Source organism: Thermovirga sp., from assembly GCF_017656375.1.
Classification (GTDB): Bacteria; Synergistota; Synergistia; order Synergistales; family Thermovirgaceae; genus Thermovirga.
In genome coordinates this window covers 36,859-59,196 of record NZ_JACDOB010000002.1, presented here as the reverse complement: position 1 = coordinate 59,196, position 22,338 = coordinate 36,859, and the positions used below count along the sequence as shown (strand labels likewise).

At 41.8% G+C, this 22,338-nt stretch carries 19 protein-coding genes; 17 read left to right on the top strand and 2 right to left on the bottom strand.

Translation table 11 applies throughout. The annotated features are described in order from the left end of the window. The first annotated feature begins 33 nt into the window (after positions 1-33). From alr to H0Z23_RS01680, 12 genes are all read left to right on the top strand, one after another. Positions 34-1,149, top strand: coding sequence for an alanine racemase (gene alr, locus H0Z23_RS01735; protein ID WP_296867208.1), 1,116 nt, complete (start codon positions 34-36; stop codon positions 1,147-1,149). A gap of 121 nt (positions 1,150-1,270) precedes the next feature. After that, positions 1,271-2,386, top strand: coding sequence for an alanine dehydrogenase (ald, locus tag H0Z23_RS01730; protein ID WP_296867206.1), 1,116 nt, complete (start codon positions 1,271-1,273; stop codon positions 2,384-2,386). 105 nt (positions 2,387-2,491) lie between these two features. Beyond that, positions 2,492-4,438 (top strand): transketolase, encoded by a 1,947-nt coding sequence (locus H0Z23_RS01725; RefSeq protein ID WP_296867204.1) that lies wholly within the window; start codon positions 2,492-2,494, stop codon positions 4,436-4,438. 29 nt (positions 4,439-4,467) lie between these two features. Further along, positions 4,468-5,097, top strand: coding sequence for a MotA/TolQ/ExbB proton channel family protein (locus tag H0Z23_RS01720; RefSeq protein ID WP_296867202.1), 630 nt, complete (start codon positions 4,468-4,470; stop codon positions 5,095-5,097). Beyond that, positions 5,075-6,010: an ABC transporter substrate-binding protein gene (locus tag H0Z23_RS01715; protein ID WP_296867199.1), complete on the top strand. Its 936-nt coding sequence runs from the start codon at positions 5,075-5,077 to the stop codon at positions 6,008-6,010. The genes H0Z23_RS01720 and H0Z23_RS01715 overlap by 23 nt, the downstream gene beginning before the upstream one ends. After that, a complete protein-coding gene (locus H0Z23_RS01710) occupies positions 5,977-6,366 on the top strand; it encodes a biopolymer transporter ExbD (protein WP_296867197.1) in 390 nt (129 codons plus the stop codon). Before H0Z23_RS01715 ends, H0Z23_RS01710 begins: the two co-directional genes overlap by 34 nt. Before the next feature lie 113 nt (positions 6,367-6,479). Further along, positions 6,480-7,130: an energy transducer TonB gene (locus tag H0Z23_RS01705; RefSeq protein ID WP_296867195.1), complete on the top strand. Its 651-nt coding sequence runs from the start codon at positions 6,480-6,482 to the stop codon at positions 7,128-7,130. Positions 7,131-7,238: 108 nt separating this feature from the next. Next, positions 7,239-9,398, top strand: a complete 2,160-nt coding sequence (locus H0Z23_RS01700; protein ID WP_296867194.1) for an HD domain-containing phosphohydrolase — start codon at positions 7,239-7,241, stop codon at positions 9,396-9,398. A gap of 43 nt (positions 9,399-9,441) precedes the next feature. Next, entirely contained in the window at positions 9,442-10,215 is a 774-nt protein-coding gene (locus H0Z23_RS01695) for a tRNA (adenine-N1)-methyltransferase (protein WP_296867192.1), read from the top strand. Then, positions 10,216-10,779: an epoxyqueuosine reductase QueH gene (locus tag H0Z23_RS01690; RefSeq protein ID WP_296867191.1), complete on the top strand. Its 564-nt coding sequence runs from the start codon at positions 10,216-10,218 to the stop codon at positions 10,777-10,779. It begins immediately after the preceding gene. Next, positions 10,766-11,752 carry an AIR synthase family protein gene (locus tag H0Z23_RS01685; protein WP_296867189.1) on the top strand — a complete coding sequence of 329 codons (987 nt, stop codon included), beginning with the start codon at positions 10,766-10,768 and terminating at the stop codon, positions 11,750-11,752. Before H0Z23_RS01690 ends, H0Z23_RS01685 begins: the two co-directional genes overlap by 14 nt. 3 nt (positions 11,753-11,755) lie before the next feature. Further along, on the top strand, positions 11,756-12,862 hold the full coding sequence (locus tag H0Z23_RS01680; RefSeq protein ID WP_296867187.1) for a Xaa-Pro peptidase family protein: 1,107 nt from the start codon (positions 11,756-11,758) through the stop codon (positions 12,860-12,862). Here the strand turns inward: H0Z23_RS01680 and galE are convergent. Next, positions 12,855-13,829 carry a UDP-glucose 4-epimerase GalE gene (gene galE, locus H0Z23_RS01675; RefSeq protein ID WP_296867185.1) on the bottom strand — a complete coding sequence of 325 codons (975 nt, stop codon included), beginning with the start codon at positions 13,827-13,829 and terminating at the stop codon, positions 12,855-12,857. The genes H0Z23_RS01680 and galE overlap by 8 nt on opposite strands. A gap of 186 nt (positions 13,830-14,015) precedes the next feature. Here galE and carA point away from each other — a divergent pair, with 186 nt between their 5' ends. Further along, positions 14,016-15,065 (top strand): glutamine-hydrolyzing carbamoyl-phosphate synthase small subunit, encoded by a 1,050-nt coding sequence (carA, locus tag H0Z23_RS01670; protein ID WP_296867183.1) that lies wholly within the window; start codon positions 14,016-14,018, stop codon positions 15,063-15,065. After that, positions 15,065-18,223, top strand: coding sequence for a carbamoyl-phosphate synthase large subunit (gene carB / locus H0Z23_RS01665; RefSeq protein ID WP_296867181.1), 3,159 nt, complete (start codon positions 15,065-15,067; stop codon positions 18,221-18,223). The genes carA and carB overlap by 1 nt, the downstream gene beginning before the upstream one ends. 9 nt (positions 18,224-18,232) lie before the next feature. Here carB and H0Z23_RS01660 read toward each other — a convergent pair whose 3' ends face one another. Then, complete coding sequence (locus H0Z23_RS01660; RefSeq protein ID WP_296867179.1) at positions 18,233-18,826, bottom strand: hypothetical protein; 594 nt, start codon at positions 18,824-18,826, stop codon at positions 18,233-18,235. A gap of 26 nt (positions 18,827-18,852) precedes the next feature. Here H0Z23_RS01660 and miaB point away from each other — a divergent pair, with 26 nt between their 5' ends. The 3 genes from miaB to H0Z23_RS01645 are packed head-to-tail and all read left to right on the top strand — an operon-like array spanning position 18,853 to position 22,337. Then, a complete protein-coding gene (gene miaB / locus H0Z23_RS01655) occupies positions 18,853-20,178 on the top strand; it encodes a tRNA (N6-isopentenyl adenosine(37)-C2)-methylthiotransferase MiaB (protein ID WP_296867176.1) in 1,326 nt (441 codons plus the stop codon). A 12-nt stretch (positions 20,179-20,190) separates the two neighbouring features. After that, positions 20,191-20,907, top strand: coding sequence for a helix-hairpin-helix domain-containing protein (locus tag H0Z23_RS01650; RefSeq protein WP_296867175.1), 717 nt, complete (start codon positions 20,191-20,193; stop codon positions 20,905-20,907). Then, the gene (locus H0Z23_RS01645) at positions 20,823-22,337 is read left to right on the top strand and encodes a ComEC/Rec2 family competence protein (protein ID WP_296867173.1); all 1,515 of its coding nucleotides are present in this window, start codon (positions 20,823-20,825) and stop codon (positions 22,335-22,337) included. Before H0Z23_RS01650 ends, H0Z23_RS01645 begins: the two co-directional genes overlap by 85 nt. Position 22,338: the final 1 nt, after the last annotated feature.

Here is a 22,338-nt window from a genome sequence, read left to right as displayed (position 1 = left end):
CCCCGCAAATATTAGTTTTAGGGGGCGATAACTTTGAATTTTCGTCCAACGAGGATGGAGGTTGACCTTGAGAACCTGAAGCACAATTTTCTTCAGGTGAAGGGGCTGGTAAAAGAGCAATCTCAAGTTATTGGTGTTGTCAAGGCTAACGGTTATGGTATGGGGATGCTCGAGGTTGCAAGGACACTTGTTGATGCAGGATGTTCCAGGTTGGCCGTTGCGATTCCTGATGAGGCTATTACTCTCAGAGAGAAAGGAATTTCTGTCCCCCTTTTGGTCTTAGGCCCATCTCCTATAATAGCAGCTGAGGAATATGTGCAGAAAGATATAGCGGCAACGATCACAGACCTTTCTTTTGCTGAAACCCTCAGCAAGGTGGCCATTGACTTGGGAAAGGTGGCCAGGGTTCACCTTAAGGTAGATACGGGCATGGGTCGTATTGGTTTCTTGCCCGAAGAGGTTCCGGATGTGGTAGAAAAACTTCTCTCGATGAAGGGCCTTGAACTTGAGGGTATTTTTACCCACTTTGCTACGGCTGATGAGCGTAACAGAGAATACACCCAGCTGCAATTTAGGCGTTTTTGCGATGTGCTTGATGTTTTAAGGACAAAAAACGTACGATTTAGAATTAGACATTGCTGCAATAGTGCAGGTACTCTGAATTTCCCTCAAATGCATATGGATGCTGTTCGGCCGGGAATTATTTTATATGGCATGTGGCCTTCTGAATGGTGCCGGAAAGAAATAGAATTGAAGAGAGTCTTTAAAGTTGTTACAGAGGTAGCCTGTGTCAGGACTTTGCCTCAAGGTAGCGGAATAAGCTACGGCTTGAGATATATGACGAGGGGAAACGATAGGATAGCAATTTTGCCTATTGGGTATCATGATGGATATGCTAGGAGTTTTTCCATGAAAGCCGAAGTGCTAATAAAGGGTAAGAGAGCCCCGATATTGGGTAGTATCTGTATGGATCAAACTATGGTTGATGTTACTCACATACCAGACGTTAAAGTAGGAGATGAAGTTGTTTTGATAGGTCAACAAAGTGACGAGGAAATAACCCCCGAGGAGATGGCGAAACATTTAGGTACTATAAACTACGAAATACCGAACCTATTTACCCCGAGGGTTCCCAGAATTTACGTTTAGATTTGACCTAATATAGGACATAAAATAAAGGCACTAGGGGGTTGAAGGTTTTAATAGGAAGATATACAATATACATTGCGGCTAGCGTAATTTATCAAGCTAAAGAGGAGGCGTAGCTTAAATGAAGATAGGGTGTCCCAAGGAAGTCAAGAACCACGAATATAGGGTTGGGTTGATACCAGCCGCTGTGCACGCTTATGTGGCAGCAGGCCATGAGGTGTTTATTCAGAAAGGTGCAGGACTAGGTTCTGGAATTACCGATGAAGAGTATGTAGCAGCCGGTGCCAAAATATTGGATACGGCCGATGAGGTGTGGAACGTAGCGGATATGATAGTAAAGGTTAAAGAGCCCCTTCCTGAGGAATACGACAGGATGAAAGAGGGACAACTTGTTTATACCTACTTCCACTTTGCTGCTGATGAAGAGTTGACCAAGGCTTGCATGGAAAAGAAGATAATAGCACTAGCCTATGAGACTGTTACTGAGTCAAATGGCTCGTTGCCTCTTCTCAAGCCCATGAGCGAGATAGCGGGAAGAATGTCTGTGCTGATGGGAGCTTATTACCTTGCCAGGCCTTACGGTGGTCAGGGGTTGCTTCCCACGGGCGTGCCTGGTGTGGCGCCAGCAAATGTGACCATAGTTGGGGGCGGAACCGTTGGAACTAACGCAGCGAAAGTAGCTGCTGGTTTAGGATGTAAAGTAACTATCCTGGATATAAATCCAGATAGGTTGGAGTATCTTGAGACTATAATGCCAGCCAACGTGTTCCCAGTTTACAGCGATAAGGTGAACTTGGAGAAAGCCTTACAGGAAGCAGATATTACTGTGGGAGCAGTTCTTATTCCTGGAGCGAAGGCACCGAAGCTTATTAAAAAGGACCATCTGAAGATGATGAAACCAGGATCGGTCATAGTTGATGTGGCTATTGATCAAGGTGGTTGTGCAGAGACTTCTAAGGCTACTACTCATAGCGATCCAATTTTTGTTGTTGATGGAGTGATCCATTATTGTGTGGCTAACATGCCTGGTGCTTATGCTAGAACTGCCAGTTTTGCCTTGAACAATTACACGATCCGTTATGGATTGCCATTGGCTAATAAAGGTGTGGAGGCTGCGTGTAAGGAGAATCCAGCTATCTTAAAGGGCTTGAATATGTACAAAGGCAAGGTTACCTTTAAGGGCGTTGCTGATGCATGGGGATTGCCTTATACTCCTGCGGAAGAAGTGCTTGCTTAATAAACAATCGAAAGTAGCGCGGCGGTCTTTTAAGACCGCCGTTTTTTTTATGCTCGTTAGAGGGTATAATTTCAGTGCTCGAATGAAAGGAGAGTGGTTTGAATAATGAAGCCGAATATCAAGGAAGTTTTATGTAATTATAAAGAGGAAGATCTTAGTGAGGACCTCATTAGACAACTGCAAAAAGCAGCAAAAAAATGCAGGTTATGGGCCCTTACTATGACTACAACGGCAAAGAGCGGTCATATAGGTGGATCTTTATCCAGTATGGAAATGTATCTTCTTGTCTATGGTCTTGCTAATTTAACACCGCAAAATGTAGAGAATATAGAAAGGGATCATGTTGTAATAAGTCATGGTCATACCTCTCCCGCAGCTTATGCCGTCCTATCATATTATGGTTTTTTGGATCCCAATCAGGCTATGGCGCTTTTCAGGAAAGCCGGTAGCCCCTTTCCAGGCCATGTTGAAAGGGAAGTTTCTGGTATAGATTGGAGCAGTGGCAACCTTGGGCAAGGGTTGGCAGCCGGTGTTGGTTTTGGATTGGCGCAGAGAGCGAAAAAGTTGGACAATCATGTATTCGTGCTAATGGGAGATGGAGAACAAATCAAAGGGCAGGTTGCAGAGGCCCGTAGGGTAGCTGTTAAAAACTGTTTAGACAATGTAACTGTGTTGGTGGACTGGAATGATATACAAATATCAGGTAGATTGGAAAAAGTGATGCCTTTTAATCTTAAGGAGCTTTGGATTGCAGATGGTTGGTCTGTTTACGAAGCGGATGGGCACGATTTTGCCTCTCTTTATAGAACTTTGAGGCAAGCTATGGAAGATGGTAAACCTTCTGTAGTTTTATGTAGAACCATTATGGGGAAAGGTATTTCCTTTATGGAGGGAACCCCTGCCTATCATGGAAAGGCTGCTTCTGATGAAGAATATGAAAAGGCCGTAGCTGAGCTGGGCGGATCTTCAGAATTATTAGTTCAGGCGAAAACCTACAGGGCTTCGGATGCTAGCAAAGAAATTGCTAAAGTATCCAGGGAAGATAAAGTTGTTGTGGATGTTGGAACCCCTAGAATATATCTTCCAGACATAAAAACAGATTGTAGATCGGCTTTTGGTAAAGCTCTAGTGGATATAGGAGCTGCTAATTACGGTATTGCAGGTAAAACTCCAATTTTGGTTTTTGATTGTGATCTGGCCGGCTCCGTAAAGGTTGGGGATTTTGCGAAAAGTTGTCCAGAATGGTTCTTTGAGATGGGAATCCAAGAGCATGCGACGGCGACAGTCGCTGGTGCTGCCTCTTGCAGTGGTGTTATAAGTATTTGGGCTGATTTTGGCGTTTTTGGTCTGTCAGAGGTTTACAACCAGCAGAGGTTGAATGACATTAATGGGACGAACTTGAAGTTGATTTTAACCCATGTGGGACTTGATGTAGGAGAGGACGGGAAGACCCACCAGTGCATAGATTATATTGGTTTGTTGAGAAATATGTTTGGATGGAAGTTGGTCGTTCCTGCTGATCCTAACCAGACGGACAGGGCAGTGAGATGGTCTATTGGTACTTACGGTAATATATGTGTGGCTATGGGACGAAGCAAGGTGCCGGTTATAACCAAAGAAGATGGCACCCCATATTATGATGAAGATTATGTGTTTGAATATGGGAAGTCAGACCTGCTGCGTGATGGATCGGACGTGGCAATTTTGTGTTGTGGCCATATGGCTTACAGAGCTGTGGAGGCTTGGGAAAAACTGAAGGCTAAGGGGATTTATGCCAAGGTTTTCAACGTAAGTTGTCCGTTGCAGATAGACGAACATACTATAAATGAGGCCACTAAGACAGGGTTAGTGGTTACTTATGAAGATCATCATTGTGGTAGTGGGCTTGGTTCAATAGTTTCTGAGAAGATGGTGGAATTAGGTTGTATGTCCAAGTTAGTAAAACTTGGGGTTCATAGATATGGAGACTCTGGGACGGCTGAAGAAGTGATAGACATGATGGGGTTGTCCACGGATAAATTGATAAAGGTAATTAGTAGACATTTAGCCTAGGATTAAAATTTTAAAAAGGGGTAATTAGCATGGAAATTTTTTCTTACGGCGGACCCATCATCTGGGTTCTGCTGTTTTTGTCTGTTTTATCTTTGGCTATTGTTTTGGAGCGGCTTTGGTTTTTCAAAGTTCACTCTACAGACCCACAAAAATTGGAACTTGCTTTGGGGGAGCGGCTGTATCTGGGGGATTCCAAAGGTGCAGCAGATCTCTTGAAATCTGGGAAGTCGTCTCTTCATAGAGTGCTAAGCGTAGCCGTGGATCATTGGGAGGCAGATTCAGATGCGTTGCAGATTTTACTTGAGCAAGAGGTGAGAAGAGAACTTTTCAAGCTCGAAAGGGGTCTGAGTTTTCTTTCAGTGATTTCAAGGATTGCCCCGCTTTTGGGCCTTTTGGGAACTATACTGGGAATGATTGATGTTTTCCGAAATTTGCCTGGGTTTAGTGGCGCTAATATGGCTGTTATGGCTGAGGGAATTTGGAAAGCATTAATTACCACTGTGGCAGGATTATCTCTTGCCGTGCCAGTCATTTTGAGCTTGACTTATTTGCAATCAAAGGTGGAAGACATGGAGGAAACCCTTTACAGGGGAGTAGATTTCATTATAAGGGAAAAATTGTTGAGGAGAGGAGAGAATGAGAAGGGTAATAACCAATAAAACAACGTTGATTTTAGTTTTGTGCTCTTTTATGCTGTTTAAGGACCTTTTATTTCCCGTTTCTTCTGTAGGAGGGGAGTCGGCTGTTAAGAGAGTTGTATCTTTGGCACCTAGCATAACTGAATCCTTAGAAGTAATGGGCTTTGCATCAAAGGTAGTAGGAGTCACGAAATATGATAGTTTTAGAAGCACATGCGAGAGGAAGATTGCTGTTGTTGGTGGGTTTTCTACCCCTTCACTCGAAAAGATAGTGTCATTACAGCCTGACTTAGTGATAGGTATATCTACGTTTCATCATAAGATATTAAAAAAATTAGATAACTTTGGCATCCACACCCTAGAAATAGAACCTCATAGGCGTTTAAGTGAGGTTGAGGTCAGCTTCTATAAAATTGGAGAGGCTCTGGACTCCATCCAACAGGCTAAAGAAAATTGGAACAGTATTACTAGGCATCTTGATGATGTAAAGGCAATGGTGAGAAACACCTTCCCTGGGGGCAGCCCTTCAGTTCTTATTGTGGTGTGGCATGATCCTCTTACGGTTGCTGGAGGTTATAACTACATAGATGATATATTGGACTTGATAGGAGTGCCTAATGCAGCGGGAAACATAAAATTCACTTTTCCTACTATAGATAGGGAAAAACTTCTCTTATTGAATCCCGACGTTATATTGATTGCGTCTGCTAAAACGGGAATGTCCATTGATGTTGATGATTTCTTAAACGTATTTGGAGATTTGCCACTTGAAGCGATTAAAAAGAAAAGGGTAACTTTTGTAAAGAGTGATCTTTTATTTCACCCTGGCCCTAAGATACCCGAAACAGCGTTACTTGTAGTAAAAAGTTTAAGTAGTCTCTATGGAAAGAAGGTAGAAATGTGCGTAGAAGGCCAAAAACTTCTCCAGAAGTAGAGCTTACTCCATTAATTGACGTTTTGTTCATGTTGATAGTTTTTTTGGTTCTAACGACCACTTTTGCAAAAGGGCAGATAGATGTCACCTTGCCAAAAGCGAAGGGTGTGCCTTCTACATCCGAACCAATCATTATTGAGATCCTTGAAGGTGGAGCTATAAAGATAGGTAATCAAGAAGTGAAGGGAAATAACCTTAAAACAGCTATAGAAAATATGACTACTAAAGGTAGAGCCATAGTAGTTGCTGCCGATAAAGACTTGCCTTATGAAAAAGTGATATTTGTCCTTGATGTGCTTAAGGAAGCCGGGATTTCAGAAGCGGGGCTTCTAGTAGAGGAGCAAAGAGAAAATTGAAGCGTTTCGCTGTATTTATAATAGTGAGTATTATTGTTCACTGCTTACTTTTGAAATTCCTGCCGGGGATTTCTAAACCCCAGCAAACAAAAAATATCACTAATAAGATATTAGTGAAGTTGGAATTTGTTAATTATAAAACTCAAAAAGTCACTCCAAAGATAGAACAACCTCTTTCTCAGGAGAAGGAAAAGCCTGTAGCCTCTGATGAAAAAGCTCTCAGGGAGGTTAGAAAAAAGGAAAAAGATGCGCAACAGCCTAAGAAAGAGAGTGTAAATGTAATAAATAAAAAAACGAAAACGGTTACTTCGTTGAAGAAAATTGAACCCCATTCATCAAAAGAATTAGTATCTAAACCCTCTAATGTTCAGAAAAAGATTGTGGAAGACCGTAAAACAGAAAACTCTTCAGACACTACAGATGAGAGTGCAACTGATTTGAATAATGAACTGTCAAAGGACAGAGCAGGGCCTAATACTCAAGGGAAAGCTCAAAACCTGAGAGTAGTTAGTGAAGATATGATACTTAAGAAAATTTCTCCTCTTTATCCTGTGATTGCTAGGCGAAAAGGTATGGAAGGGGAAGTCCTTTTGGAAGTGGATATCAACAAAGATGGCGAGGTTGTAAATGTACTGGTGAACAAAAGTAGCGGATACAAGCTTTTGGACGAATCTGCGAGACTAGCTATCAAAAAATGGCTTTTTGTTCCAAATATTGAAGGTAAAGTTCTAGTCCCCGTAGTTTTTAAGCTGAAACAGCCTTAAGATAGATAATCTTCACTTTAATTATAATAGTTTCAGTAGGGGTGTATAGTGTACAATATAAAGAGAAAGCTTATGGGGTTCGCATAGAATTATGTTGGAGGACTTTAAATGAGTATCCGTAAACTGTTTGCGGCATTCATGGGATTTTTGCTTCTTGTTTCGCTGGGCAATTTCTCATTGAATTATTATGTCCAAATAAAATGGAAATATAAACAGATTAACGAATCACTACTAAGCGGGCTTAATGTTGTATCAAAGCAAATGGAAAAAGATTTGTTTTACTTGAAGGAGTTTTCCCTCCCTAGAGGAGATACGGGAACTTCAAGGAGCATAAATGCTTCAGGATTGAGGGCGTTTAGGCTTTCTACTAACGAGGATGACTACTCGTTAACTTCTAAGTTGTTGAATAATGAATTGCCTATTGTGGAAGGAAGTTATGTCCTTTATAAGATTCCCCAAAAAGGGAGGGGTTATACCCTTTTATTGGGAAGCTCCTCACATGGTAAAATCAGCCTTCTGCCGATTGTGCCTAATTTTCAGTGGCTAAGGAGAGCTTTGCATCTAACTAGCACAAAAGGGATGTTAGTGTTTTTGGGGCCTGAGGGAGAAGTATTATGGGAGGACCCGCCTTATTTTTTAAATCGCCCTGGAGGGGCGGATGGGCCGGCAATCTACAATGTTAAAGGCCCTTGGTTTAAGGACCTTTATGGGAAGATATATTGGGGTAAAAGTAAAGCAATTATAGGAGGTACCGTTGCTCTTTATGTGTTATTGCCTTTGAGAAACTTTTTGTATTTGCTTTGCGATAGTATTATAGGGATGGCAGCTTTTGATATTTTGTTGATTATAATGATAATAGGCATGAGCTTTTTGATCTTCAAGTATGTTTTTGCTCCAATGGAAGAGATTACGGCTTTAGCTTCAGATATGCAGGACAGATTGTTCACTGCTACGTCCCCCAAAGATTTATCCACCACGGTTTCTAGAGTTGCTAGGGGAGTAAGAGAGATAGTTTCTCGCAGCAGACTCAAGGAAGTGGGTATACTATGCCAAGCCCTTTCCAGCGCACTCCAGAGTTACGTTTATCAACAGGAAAAACTATTGGCAAGTGGGGAAAAAATGGCCGACCTTAACAAAACCCTCAAAGCTACTAATGAGGCTTTAGTTATAAGAGATAGAGCTTGGAGGAGGATAATTGAGGTCTCTAAAACTGTTACCATGAACACAGGGTTTCACAAAGGACTGGGTAGGATTGCAGATATTGTTAAGGAGGTTGCAGGCGCAGGTGAAGTGGTGATTTCGAAAAAAGAAGGAAATGAATATTTGCCTTATACTGAGAGCGGTTATGGTGTTAAGTTGTCTGAAGTCAAAAAGAGTTTGGATATTAGATTGAAAAGTACACCGTTAAAAGAAGATACAGTAATATGGATAGAGGATGTATATTCTGATCCTCTATCCTTGACTTTGGGAGCTCCTGTTAAGAGCGAGGCCATATTCCCTATCTTTCATCTAGGTAGGCCTGTAGGCGTTATTTATTTAGGCTGGAGTGAACACAAAAGGGAAAATCGGGAAATATTAGATCTTCTTTTGCCTATAGCTTCTTATATAGGGGGAATGATAGACTCAAAGAGCACATTGCAGAATTTGAGACAATCTTACCAATACATGGTCGAAAGAATTCAGGCAATAACTTCTATTTTTCACGAGGAGACTTCAGCCCATCTGGAAAGGGTGGAGAAATACTGTTTTTTATTGGCTAAATCTTTGTCGTTGCCAGCGGACCATGTGGAGGACATAGCCCTTTTTTCGAGGCTGCATGATATAGGGAAGATGAAGGTGCCATTGGACATATTAACTAAAAGTGAGGCTCTTACAACAGAAGAGTTTGATATTATAAAAAAACATACTATTTGGGGTGCTGAGATATTAGGTGATGCGAGTTGGTTGGAAATAGGCAGATCTATATGTCTTTATCATCATGAGAAATGGGACGGTAGTGGATATCCTTACGGATTAGCAGGTGAGGACATTCCTATCGAGGCCAGAATAGTTTCTCTGGCCGATACTTACGATGCTTTGCGTTCTAAGAGGGCTTACAAGAAGCCGATGACTCATGAAGAAGCTTATAAGATAATAACGCAGGGAGATGGAAGAATAGAGCCTTTCCATTTTGACCCAACGATGGTCTCTTTATTCAAAGAAATTGGTCATCAGTTTGATGAAATATATAATTCTTTTGAAGAGCCAGAAGGTGTAATAAGTCTTTAAACATGAAACATGCTGAAGAAAATTAAGATATGGAGTTGATGATATGCTTAAAGACAAGGATATTGTTTTTTTGTGGTCACCTGATAAAGGGGATACTTTTCTGTTAAATTTGGAAAAAGGTTCCAAAATAGACACGCGACTTGGTGTGATACAACATGATGACATAATAGGCCGCTCGTATGGCGAGGAGGTTAGAACTCATTTAGGGAGTATATTTTATATATTAAGGCCTAATATGCTGGAGTTTAGTAGAAGAATAAAAAGGAAAACACAAATTATTTACCCTAAGGAAATTGGCATGATAATTGTATCTCTGGGGATAGGCCCTGGCTCAACAGTGGTAGAGTGTGGAACAGGTTCTGGAAGTTTAACTGCTGCGCTGGCCCATTTTGTAGGAGATGAAGGAAGAGTATATACATATGATAAGCGAGAAGAATTTTCACGCTTAGCCAGACGTAATTGCGAAAAATGGAATGTTGCTCATAGGGTTGAATTTAAAGTGAAGGATATTGCTGAGGGGTTTGATGAGAGGAATGTGGATGCTCTTTTTCTGGATGTGCCTAACCCTTGGGACTACCTAGAACGTGCGAAGGAAGCCTTAGCAGGTGGAAGCAGATTGGGTATTTTGGTTCCTACAACGAATCAAATAGAAAAAACTCTTGAAGGTCTCAAAAAACATGAATATGTGGATGTTCAAGTAATGGAGTTGTTGGTGCGCTATTATAAAATTAATGCCCAAAGAATAAGGCCAGAAGATATGATGATTGGGCACACAGGCTATCTTGTATTTGCATCTACTGTGAGGAGTGTAACTTAGATGAAGATACAGGGCCGTGCCCTTTTGCATATATGTTGTGCGCCAGATGCGACGGTACCTTGGAAAGAGCTTCTTGATAGTGGTATGGAGACTGTAGGGTATTTTTATGGTTCGAACATTCAACCTGAAAATGAATATAAAAAAAGGTTAAATGCTGTAATTCAGTTATCTGAATTTTTTGGAGCTCCTGTTTTGATCGACTCTTATGATCCACTATCGTGGCTTATAAAGTTAAAAGGCAACCTTTATTTCCCAGAGGGAGGAGTAAGGTGCGCTTTGTGTATAAAAACCCAGATCGAGAGAGCGGCCCAAATTGCTAACAGTAAAGGATTTACCTGCTTGGGCACTACGCTTACCATAAGTCCTCATAAGAAACCAGGTCTAATAAACGGCATAGGTAGGAGTGTAGCACGAAGGTATGGCCTGCGCTGGATAGATGTCATATGGCGGAAAAACAACGGATTTTTACGATCTGTAGAAATGAGCAAGAAGTTGGGTTTGTATAGACAAAATTACTGTGGCTGCATCTTGAGCATCAGAGGTGAAAAAAATGGTGCCAAATAAAGTCTTACAAGAATTTAACAGCGGAAAACTTCCCCCAGAAGCCCTAAAAAGTGTGGTGTTATCCTTTTGTGGCTCTAAAAGGCCGGAAGTGCTTGTCGGCCCTAAGGTTGGGGAAGACGCGGCTGTTATTAAGTGGGGAGAGGGAGATTATCTGGTTATTACAACAGACCCCATAGTTGGGGCCACTCAGGGGGCTGGTAGACTCCTCGTTACGGTGAACTCAAATGATGTTGCCGCAAAAGGAGGAGATCCTTGTTACCTTGCGACTACCATGATCTTCCCAAAGCACACCACTAAGGACACGATAGAAGCTGTTGCCAGAGAAATACATGAGGCTTGCCAAGAGATGGGAGTGGCCGTAGTGAGTGGCCATACCGAAATAAATGAGCGATATACTTTCCCTGTAATATGTGGGACTATGGTAGGGAAAGCAAATAGAGTACTTTCTGCAGATCATATTGTCTCTTCGGATTTGATATTAGTGACCAAACATGCGGGGTTAGAAGGCATGTCCATTCTGGCAGCTGACAGACCGGATTTGTTAGGTAAATTTCTTTCTCCCTCTGAAATAGAGGAGGCAAAGAGTTGGATTTCTAGAACTAGCATCTTAAAAGAAGCAAAGGTACTCAGAAAGTATGCGAGATTTATGCATGATCCAACGGAAGGTGGCATAATAGGTGGTCTCTCCGAGTTGATGGAATTGACAAATCTGGGCATAGAGCTCTTCAAGGAAAAGTTTCCCATACATCCTATAACGAGAAAAACCTCTGAGGCTTTATGTTTCGATCCATTGCATCTTATTTCTTCAGGAGTGCTCATAGCTGTAATACCGGAAGAAGATGCTGATACTGCTTTACGTGATCTTGCCCGTATAGAGGTGGATTGTGCAATTGTAGGACGTTTTATTGAAGGAAATGGGAATATAGATTGTGACTATACTGAAGAACTTTGGAGATTATTGGAGGTAGAATGATAAATGGTATTTTCTCGAGGCTTGATAGATGAAAGATTAGAGAAATTACGTAAAAACGCTAATTTAGGTGTATCAGATGCAGTTTTTATCCCTGTGTTGGAAGGTTATAATTGGCAAAGTTGTTATTATTTTTCAGGCTTCAGGGGTTCTAGCGGTGCCGTCATAATAACTAGGGATAGGGCTTTCTTTCTTACAGATGCCCGTTATACTCTTCAGGCTTCCGGTGAAGTTCCCTTTGAGGTGGTGGACCGCAAGAGAAATCGTTTGCTAGATGCATCTGTGGAGCTTATGAAAAAACTTTCCGTCAAGAGGATAGGTATACAGGGAGATAAAATTCCGACAACAATATATTGGTCGTTAAAGAAAGAATCTGAAATCTTTGATGTTTCTCGTGAAGTTGCAACGATTAGAAGGACAAAGTCAAAAGAGGAAGTTGCATTAATAAGAAAGGCATGTGAGTTAGCGCATCTTGCCTTAGGGAGAACAGTAAATGGAATAAAGGGTGTGAAGAGAGAAAAAGAGCTTGACGCACTTTTAGAATATAATCTCGCTATGGTAGGCGCTGATGGTGGTTGGCAGGATCACAAGTTTATAGTGGCATCTGGCGCTAGAAGTGCATTGCCCCATGGAAAAGCTTCCGATAAAGAATTTACTGAGGGAGAATGGATCACAGTTGATTTTGGTGCCAGGTATGAGGGATATGTGTGCGATATAACTAGGAATATTTTTTTAGGTGAGATTCCCAAAGAGTGGCAAGACCGACATGAACTTTTGTTGGAGGCTCAAGATGCGGCTGCTCAAATTTTGAAGCCAGGGGTAAAAGCGAAAGATGTAGATTGGGCCGCCAGGCGTGTTTTGGAAAAGGCAGGATATGAAAAGTTTTTTACTCACGGTACCGGCCACGGAATAGGACTGGATGTCCATGAGTCTCCAATCGTATCCTTTTCTTCTGAAGATGCCCTTCAAGTAGGGGATGTTATAACTCTGGAACCCGGTATATATGTTAATGGTGTAGGGGGTATGAGAATAGAGGACAATTATCTCATAACCCCTGATGGTGCTGAATGTATTTCTGATATGATACCCAAGAATATAGCAGCCTTTATTTGAAACGCTTTTTATGCCACATCCAGGCAGTAGACACTATGGACTCAAGGTTTGAGTATTTAGGGCGCCATTGTAGCTTTTCATGAGCCTGTTGGGATGAAGCTATTAATATAGCTGGATCTCCAGCTCTTCGCTCACCATATGTGACGGGAAAATCACGGCCTGTAATATCTTTTACAGTCTGTACTATTTGGTTTACACTATAACCTTTTTCACTTCCCAGATTGAAGGAATGGCAACTTAGCTCGCCGCTCTCTAACTTTTCAAAGGCAAGTAGATGAGCTTCTGCCAGATCGCTTACATGTATGAAATCTCTTATACATGTTCCATCTGTAGTAGGGTAATCGTTTCCGAATATAGTAAATTCCTTCCTTTTGCCCAGGGCCACGTTAAAAGCTATGGGTAAAAGGTGAGTTTCAGGGTTATGGTCCTCTCCTGCTCTTCCTTCGGGATCTGCTCCAGCAGCGTTAAAGTATCGTAATGATACGCTCTTTAAGGCATATGCTCTAAAATATTGTTTCAGTATTTCTTCTATAAAAAGTTTTGTGTGTCCATATACGTTTTGAGGCTTTTTAGGAGACTCTTCGGTTATTGGGATTTGGTCTGGCTCGCCATAAATTGCGGCGGTTGATGAAAATACTAGTTTGTCGACATCGTGGTTTTTCATTGTGGAAAGTAGATTTATAGTGCCTATAATGTTGTTTCTGTAATAAGTATCGGGGTTTTCCATAGATTCAGGAACTATGCTTTTGGCTGCAAAGTGAAAGACACCTTCTATTGGAAATTTTTCGAAAACTGACTCCACGAAAGACTTATCAGTTAGGTCTCCAACAACGAGGGTTGCATTTCCCACAAGATCTCTATGTCCGGTTGAAAGGTTATCTAAAACTACTACGTCCATTCCTTTATCAAGTAAGGCTAAGACAGTATGGCTTCCTACGTACCCTGCTCCGCCAGTTACTAATATCAAAATCCCCGCCTCCTATGAGTAAGCAACTTAATTTTAAGAGAAACTAGTGCATTTTATAACACAATCGTGTTCTTGCAACAAGGCAGCTTGACAAGAGAGTAGAAACAAATATAATCATCTAGAATTGTAAACTTTTGGTACTTATTTTTATTTACATAAACTAGGTTTTATTATGGGGGTGTTTTTTTGGGTGAGCTGCAACCTATGTATCTTGTTCTTGAGGACGGTTCGTGTTGGGAAGGTTTTGGCCCGGGCATAGAGGTAAAAGGAGAAGTGGTTTTTGATACAACTCCTGTAGGCTACCCCCAGGCAGTGTCTGACCCGTCTTTTGCAGGACAGATAGTAGTCTTTGCGTTTCCTATGATAGGGAATTACGGCGTTGACCCTGAGCGCCTTGAAAGTAATAAGCCTTGGGCAAGTGGAGTTGTAGTAACGAGCATGGAAAAAGGTGCTTTTGAGGGGCCTTCTTTTTCTGAATGGCTTATAGAAAATGGCGTAGGATGGATGAAATTTGTGGACACACGAAGGTTAGTCATACATTTGAGAGAGCGTGGCTGCCTAAGAGGAGCCATGTGTTTGGATAAAAGGAAAGAGATTCCCCTCTCCCAAGAGGAACACCCGGTGAAAACAGTTTCAACTAAAGAAGTTATAAGGCTGGAAGGGAAAAGAGGCCCTAAGATCGCTTTAGTAGATTATGGGGTAAAGAGAAACATAGTTAGAGAATTGCAAAAAAGAGATTGTACTGTGATTATTTTTCCCCATAACACTGAGGCAGAAGAAATTCTAAGAGAGGATCCTGACGGCATATTGTTGAGCAATGGGCCGGGAGATCCGTCTTTGTTGGAGGCGGAAATAAAGACAGTTGGTGATTTAATTGGGCAAAAGCCAATAGCTGGTATTTGTCTTGGCATGCAGATATTGGCACTAGCAGTTGGCGGTATGACAGAAAAGCTTAAATATGGGCATAGAGGCGCTAACCATGCTGTCAAAGATCTCATTTCAGGCAAAGGACTTGTTACGAGCCAAAATCACGGATATGCAGTAGTTGAATCTTCATTAAGGGGGACAGGGATGATTGTAACTCATGTAAATCTAGGTGATGGTAGTGTGGAAGGCATTATGCATGAAAGGTTGCCTATATGGGGAGTTCAGTTTCATCCGGAAGGAAGCCCTGGCCCTTTAGATTACGAGTGTTTCTTCGACAATTTCGTGGCTTCTACGAAAGGGGTTTTATGATGACAAAAGGAAGCTCCAAGAAGCGTAGTGTTCTAATCATTGGTTCAGGCCCCATAAGGGTGGGTCAGGCTGCAGAGTTCGATTATTCAGGTAGCCAGGCTTGTCGGGCAGTTAAAGAAGAAGGCCATAAGGTTATATTGTTGAATAGCAATCCAGCAACCATTCAGACAGATATTAGTGTGGCTGATGTGGTCTATATAAGGCCAATTATTGCGGAAGTAGTGGAGGATATCGTCAAAACTCATAAGCCTGATGGAGTGATAGCTACTCTCGGGGGACAAACAGCGTTAAACCTTCTAGTTGATTTGGAAGAAAAAGGTTTTTGGGAAAAATATGGAGTTTCTATCTTAGGAACGTCAGCTGATTCAGTTAAAAAGGCTGAAGGTAGAAATGTTTTCCGTGATTTGATGAAATCTATAGGTGAGCCAGTAGTCAACAGTATTTACGTTTCTACACCTCAAGAAGCCTTGGATTTTGCCACTTGTGAGGCTCTCCCCTTCATAGTGCGGCCAGATTTTACTCTTGGTGGCACAGGAGGCGGAGTGGCTTTTGATGTTTGCGAGCTTCGCAAGATAACTGAGGAAGGGTTGCGAGCTTCCCCAGTTAAAAGAGTCTTAGTTGAGAGATATCTTAAAAATTGGAGAGAAATTGAGCTCGAGATAGTAAGGGATAGCTTTGGGAACAAGCTCTGTGTTTGTGGAATGGAAAATTTAGATCCTATGGGGGTTCACACTGGAGATAGTGTGGTTGTGGCGCCTGTTCTTACTTTACCTGATGACTTTTGGCAGCGACTTCGTTTGGCTGCTTTCAGGATAGTTGATGCTCTTGATGTGAGAGGGGCTTGTAACGTTCAATTTGCTGTTTCTCCGTCTTTAGAGGAATATGTGGTGATAGAGGTAAACCCAAGGGCAAGTAGGTCCAGCGCTTTAGCTAGCAAGGCGACAGGTTATCCCATAGCGAGGATGGCAGCTAAGATAGCTTTAGGTATAAGTTTGACTGACATGCCTAATCCCGTGACGGGAGTTGGTAGTGCCCTGGCTGAACCTGCTTTAGATTATGTAGTGGTAAAGTATCCAAGATGGCCTTTTGAGAAGTTTCCTGAGGCCGACCCCTTTATTGGGACCAGAATGAAATCTACAGGTGAGGTTATGGCGATTGGGGTTACATTTATTGAAGCCCTACTGAAGGCCATAAGATCTCTGGATTTGCCTTATGACATCCATAACCATGAAGTGCTTTCAATGAACGAGGGAAAATTATTAAGTGAAATTAGTCGTCCAACTCACAGAAGGCTGTGGGCGATACTGGAACTTTTAAAACGAGGGTACAGTAAGGAAGCTATATCAAAAGAATCTGGAATACATGAATTTTTTATAGGCCAGATTGAAATCGTAGCGGATATCTTCAAGGAGCTTTCAAGCAAAGGACCTAGCAAGGAGGTTTTGAGCAAGGCTCGAAGATTTGGCTTTTCGGTGGAAGATGTGGCACATTGTTGTGGTTTAAGTGTAGAGGAACTTGAAAATCATGAAAGTTGGTCTTCTATATCTAAGGTTTTTCGTGAGGTGGATGGAACTGCTGGTGAAGTTCCCTCTGCTTCTGGCTATTGGTATGGTACTTGTTTGGGATCAAGTGATTGCTTAAATTTTGCTGATGAAGATGAGGCCATAGCGGTCTTGGGTTCAGGACCTATAAGGATAGGCCAGGGCGTTGAATTTGATTATTGTTGTGTTAAGGCAGTAGAGGCTATAAAGAGGTTGGGATACAGGGCAATAATGATCAATAATAATCCTGAAACCGTAAGTACGGATCACGATATGTCTGATGCACTTTATTTTGAACCATTGACGGTAGAAGATGTACTGCCTGTTTTAGATAGGGAAAACGTTTCGAAAGTTTTTGCTTGCTTTGGAGGCCAAACTGCCCTCAAGTTGGGATTAGAATTAGAGAAAAGAGGAATTGAGCTTTTGGGCATGCCCTCTTCAGCAGTAAGGACAGCTGAAGACAGAGATAGCTTCTCAAGACTTCTTGAGAAGTTGAATATTCCTCAGCCTAAAGGGATTTCTGTAACTTCTGTTGAAGAAGCCCTGTCATGGGTAAGGGAGAATGGTTTCCCAGTAATGGTCAGGCCTAGTTTTGTCATAGGTGGGCTTGCTATGCAGGTAGTTTCCAGAGAAAGAGAACTGGAAGAGGTATTGAAAAGAGCTCTTGGGACTGACAAAAAAGCAAAGGTACTTATAGATAGGTTCATCCCAGGTAAAGAATTTGAGGTAGATGCCCTTTGTGATGGAGATGAAGTTTTTGTGCCAGGCATTTTCGAGCATCTTGATCCGGCGGGAATTCACTCAGGAGATTCTATAGCGATTTTCCCAGATGTATCTCTCTCTTCCAGGCAGAAAGATAGGGTTTTGGATATAACGGCGGTTCTGGCAAAAGCTTTGGGTGTGAGAGGCTTGATAAATATTCAGTTTGTGCTTTCTGGCGGTGAGATCTATGTAATAGAAGCTAACCCACGAGCCAGCAGGACTGTCCCAATAGCCGCAAAGCTGTCGGGTATTCCATTGGTGGAAATAGCCGTTTCTGTGGCTCTGGGAAGTAAAATCTCCGATTATGGTATTAGAGGCAGCGTATGTCCAGCGAAGGGGCTTTTCGGAGTTAAGGTGCCCGTTTTTTCGACTGAGAAGTTACCTGGTGTGGATAACCGGTTAGGTCCAGCTATGCAATCTACAGGAGAGTCTCTTGGTGTTTCGGATACCGTGTCTGAGGCTCTTAGAGAAGGTTTTGAGGGAGCGGGCTGGCATATTCCGCTGAAAGGAAAAATATTGCTAACGGTGAGCGATGAGTATAAGTCTCAAATAGCTCCAACTGCAGGAACTTTTAGTGCCATTGGATGGGAGATTTACGCGACTGAGGGAACTGGAGAAGTTTTGGAAAAATGGGGGATTCCGTGCAAGAAAGAAGCCAAGGGGGAAGGATTATTGAAGGACATAATGAATAAAAAATGGGACATCGTATTTAACGTTCCCTCGAATAATATGAGTTCCTTGAGTGATGGATTCAAGATAAGGAGGGCGGCGATAGAGTCAGGAATCCCATGTATAAACAGTATAGAAGCACTGCAAGCTGTAGCTATGTCTATAGTCTCTAGGTATAAAAAGTAATGTTTGCAATCATTTTTTGTCTTTTGTTATTTCTTTTAGGAAAGATTGGACAAATTCAAGGAGTAATGTTTTCGACCCTTTAGTTTCGAAGGTTATTGTTTTTTGGGGCGTCATGGGAAGTACAAGGCTAATACCCAGAATTGGGTGACTTTCCATAATGCCCTTTTTCCCTTTAATTATAACTGTTTCGTATGTTGATTCAGCATCAAAAAGCCCTTTACTCTCAGATGGGGCTGTATTTTTAAGTTGTTTCCAGATTATATTTTTCCCTTCAATGATCACCACTTTCATTGGGGGAATAGGTGTTTTTTTGTAAGTTGCTTCAGCCCAGAGGCCTTCTATGCCTTTCGCTGATTTAATAGGCACGTAAAATTGGTCCTGAATTTTCCAACCCTGCAATATAGGAAAGACTTCTTTGGAGTCTGATCCTTGAGAAGGGGTGGGTGACATTGCTATTAATAACATCCAGAAAAAAATAATTAAGCCATTGAAGGTGATACTTTTCAAAAAAGCTTCCTCCTTATATGTGTTTAAAAAATTTAGTGTCCTAGCAATCAAAAAGACCATAAAAATGGTATCATTTCCATTGGTTTTGATAAACAACTTAGTTGATAATGGAGGTATTGTAATTGAAGAGTTATGCGATAAAAGTATATGGCTGTCAGATGAATGTTTATGATGCTGAGAGGTTAAGGACAGCTATGGCCAAAGAAGGTTTTTGTGAGGTTTCGGTAGAAGATAAGCCTGATTTAGTAATGTTTGTCACGTGTAGCATTAGAGAAAAAGCGGAACAGAAGGTGTGGAGTGAGATAGGAAGGCTGGATGCTAGGTGGAGAGGGAAAGGTAAGCCCCTGATAGCTGTCGTAGGGTGCATGGCTCAGAGATTGGGCAGTAAGTTTATGGATAGATTCAAGAGTGTTTGTTTGGTGGCAGGCCCCAGAAATCTTGGTAGAGTACCATCAGAAATTTCTAGAATTTTAAAAGATAAAGAACGTGTGTTGATCTTAGATGATCCCAAAGAACTTGCGGACCTTGATTGTCCTCCATTGAGGCGGGAGAACCCTTGGAGAGCCTATATAACTATTGCTCATGGCTGTGATAATTTCTGCACATACTGTATAGTGCCCTATACAAGGGGCCGTTTTCGTTCCAGGGCTCCAGAAGAAATTTTCAAAGAAATAGATTTGCTGGTGTCCGATGGAGTTAGAGAAATAATTCTTCTTGGACAGAATGTCAATTCTTATGGAACGGATTTTAAAGATGGATATAGATTCTCAAACTTGTTAAAAGATGTAGCCTCAGATAAGCGAGTGGATTTGGTGAGGTTTTTAACCTCTCATCCCAAGGATTTTACAGAAGACATAATTGATGTCATGGCAGAAAATCCCAAGATCTGCCCAGCCATAAATTTGCCAATTCAATCCGGAAGTGACAGGATTCTCTCTTTAATGAATAGAGGATATAACGTAGAGCAGTATGCGAAGATTATTGAGGCGATAAGAAGTAAATTAGAAGATGTTGCTATAACCAGTGATTTAATTGTGGGGTTTCCTGGGGAAACGGAGGAGGACTTTCAGGCATCATTGGATGCACTTAGGCACTTCAGGTTTGACTTGGTGCATACGGCAGCATACTCGCCCAGAGAGGGAACCATTGGTGCTAAGATGAAAGATCAGCTATCAGAGGAGGAAAAATATAAAAGACTTAACATGGCCAATGAATTGCAAAATCAAATATCTTACGAGATCAACTTGAGTTTGAAGGGTAAAAGATACCGAGTGTTACTCGATAGCCTTCCACCTAAGGGGGAGGGACTTTTACAAGGCCGTACACCTACAGATAAGGTGGTTTTAGTCAAGGGCACACCGGAGCTTCTCGGTAACTTTGTTGAAGTAACTATAACTGGAGCAGAACATTGGTGCCTTCGTGGCAGGCTGGAGAAAATTCTCAATTAGAGGGTGGCTGATATGCAGTTAGGAAGTAAGTTCAGTAGATGGAAAGCCTTGCTCCTGTTGCTAGGAGGATTCTTATGTTTTTTGTTGGCGGCAGGTATGATAGCTTTATTTGCCGGTTCTTGGGTTAAGGAGGAACCTAAAAACGTAGCAGGTCCTGCCCTTAACCTTTATGATGATAAATCTCCAGACGTTGCACAGGTTACCTTGCATGAAGATTCTTATTCAGAACCAAAGGTAGAGAATAAAGAATTAGAACTTTGGGTAGTTTATGTTACGGGGGCGGTTAGGTACCCTGGAGTTTATAAAATTCATCAAAAAGCAAGGGTATATGAACTGGTAGAGAAAGCTGGAGGGCTGACGGAAGAAGCAGATAGCGAAGCCTTTAATATGGCAGCTCCTTTATTTGATGGTGCTCACTTGCATGTACCAAGAAAGGGAGATAAGGCTATTTCTGAGGGACAAACTATATCTGGGGGCTATGATTCTGGCACTTTTATTGAGCTAAATAACCAAGTTGTTGGGCATACGGAAGGAAAAATAGATATCAATAAGGCAACTTTGCAGGAGTTGGAATCTCTGCCTGGCGTAGGTCCCAAAACAGCTGAGGCAATAGTTAGATATAGAAGTAGTAATGGGCCTTTCAAATGTGTGGAAGATCTTCTTTCTGTAAAGGGGATTGGTCCCAAGAAGTTGGAAAGAATAAAGGAGCACGTAGTGGTAATGCCATAAGCATACTGTCTTTTGCTCCTGGATTCCCTGTAGCTGTAGGGCTTTGGGTAGCCTTGTATCTTTACGGTAAAAGGCTACCTATATGGGTAAGCTGTGCCTCAGCTTTTTTTGTTTTTTGGTTTATCGTGCTTTCGAATACTAAAAAGACTTTTCCTCGATTCATCTCATTTTCGGTTCTATTTAGTATGGTGTTCTTGTTTATTGCCTTTTCCTTATGTGCGAGATTAGAGTTTGATCGAAGGGAAGAGAAAAGATCGCATGACGTCGCAGGAAGAGGGATCGTGCTGCTAGAAAGAGCATGGGGAGGGCGTCGAGCGGTGGTGGTTGGCGGAATGGGTGGAGAAAAGTATTTGATGAAACTTCCAGCTATTAGCACTTTTAGAGAAGGCGATATAGCTAAGTTTTCGGGTAAAGCCAAGCCGCTTGAGTATGACTTTCAAGAAGGCTTCAATGAGGGCCTGTATTGGAAGGTGCGAGGAGTAAAGAAAATTCTAGTTCCTGAGAATGTTGAGTTGGATGGCGTGAGCAGGTTTTCTTTGGCTAGATGGCGCAGGACTCTTAAGGAAAGGATCTTATTATCTTTACCTCCCTTGACGAGGGGATATCTTTTGGCAGCATGGCTGGGCGTGAGGGACCCCGAGTTGCAAAAGGCTCATAGCAGATGGGGCACTTCTCATATATTGGCTATTTCAGGGTTCCATGTTGGCCTAGTTGTGCTTTTGGTGTCGTGCTTTATAAAGAAAAATATATGGATACAATCTTTTCTTCTTTGGCTCTATGTGCTGGCTTCTGGAGCGCAAGTTAGTGCTATAAGGGCGGCCATAATGTTTCAAATTTTTCTTTTAGCCAGGGTGGTAGGGAGGCCTCCTAAACTCTTGAATACGGTCTGTGTAGCTTCAATTATATTGTTGTTAATCAAACCGCTTTGGTTCTGGGATCTGGGGTTTAGGCTTTCTGTTTTGTCTGTTCTTACTTTGAGTGTTCTAGGGATAAATAAAAATAGCTGGAGGAAATTGGCCGCTTTGCCAGCTATTTGGTTCACTACAGGGGCTGTTGTTTCAAGAGCTTTTGGCGAGGTCCCTTTGGTGGGTATTATAATAAACATGTTCGCTATTCCATTTTTTAGCGTTCTTTTACCTGTAGGGTCTTTTTTGGCTATTTTGCCTACCGTCTTTAGTGGAACAGCGAACTGGAGCTACATTGTTGTATTGCCAGTGGAGTTTGTCTTGGCGCTTTGGCATAATTTAGCAGATATGATGGTTTCTCTATTGCCTATTAAAATAGGGGTAAGCTTTTTCCCTTTTCCGATCGTAGTGTTGATGATAATGTATTCTGTATATAAAAATGTATGGGGAAATTGGTTATTATCGGTTTTACTTGCTGCATGTGCTGCTATTTTTGTAGTCTTTCTTGGTGTTGTTTTACCATAGC

Coding starts and splice junctions, on each gene's coding strand:
- ald (WP_296867206.1), top strand. CDS start 1,271: ATGAAGATAGGGTGTCCCAAGGAAGTCAAGAACCACGAATATAGGGTT.
- H0Z23_RS01725 (WP_296867204.1), top strand. CDS start 2,492: ATGAAGCCGAATATCAAGGAAGTTTTATGTAATTATAAAGAGGAAGAT.
- H0Z23_RS01720 (WP_296867202.1), top strand. CDS start 4,468: ATGGAAATTTTTTCTTACGGCGGACCCATCATCTGGGTTCTGCTGTTT.
- H0Z23_RS01715 (WP_296867199.1), top strand. CDS start 5,075: ATGAGAAGGGTAATAACCAATAAAACAACGTTGATTTTAGTTTTGTGC.
- H0Z23_RS01700 (WP_296867194.1), top strand. CDS start 7,239: ATGAGTATCCGTAAACTGTTTGCGGCATTCATGGGATTTTTGCTTCTT.
- H0Z23_RS01695 (WP_296867192.1), top strand. CDS start 9,442: ATGCTTAAAGACAAGGATATTGTTTTTTTGTGGTCACCTGATAAAGGG.
- H0Z23_RS01690 (WP_296867191.1), top strand. CDS start 10,216: ATGAAGATACAGGGCCGTGCCCTTTTGCATATATGTTGTGCGCCAGAT.
- H0Z23_RS01685 (WP_296867189.1), top strand. CDS start 10,766: ATGGTGCCAAATAAAGTCTTACAAGAATTTAACAGCGGAAAACTTCCC.
- H0Z23_RS01680 (WP_296867187.1), top strand. CDS start 11,756: ATGGTATTTTCTCGAGGCTTGATAGATGAAAGATTAGAGAAATTACGT.
- carB (WP_296867181.1), top strand. CDS start 15,065: ATGACAAAAGGAAGCTCCAAGAAGCGTAGTGTTCTAATCATTGGTTCA.
- H0Z23_RS01650 (WP_296867175.1), top strand. CDS start 20,191: ATGCAGTTAGGAAGTAAGTTCAGTAGATGGAAAGCCTTGCTCCTGTTG.
- H0Z23_RS01645 (WP_296867173.1), top strand. CDS start 20,823: ATGTGTGGAAGATCTTCTTTCTGTAAAGGGGATTGGTCCCAAGAAGTT.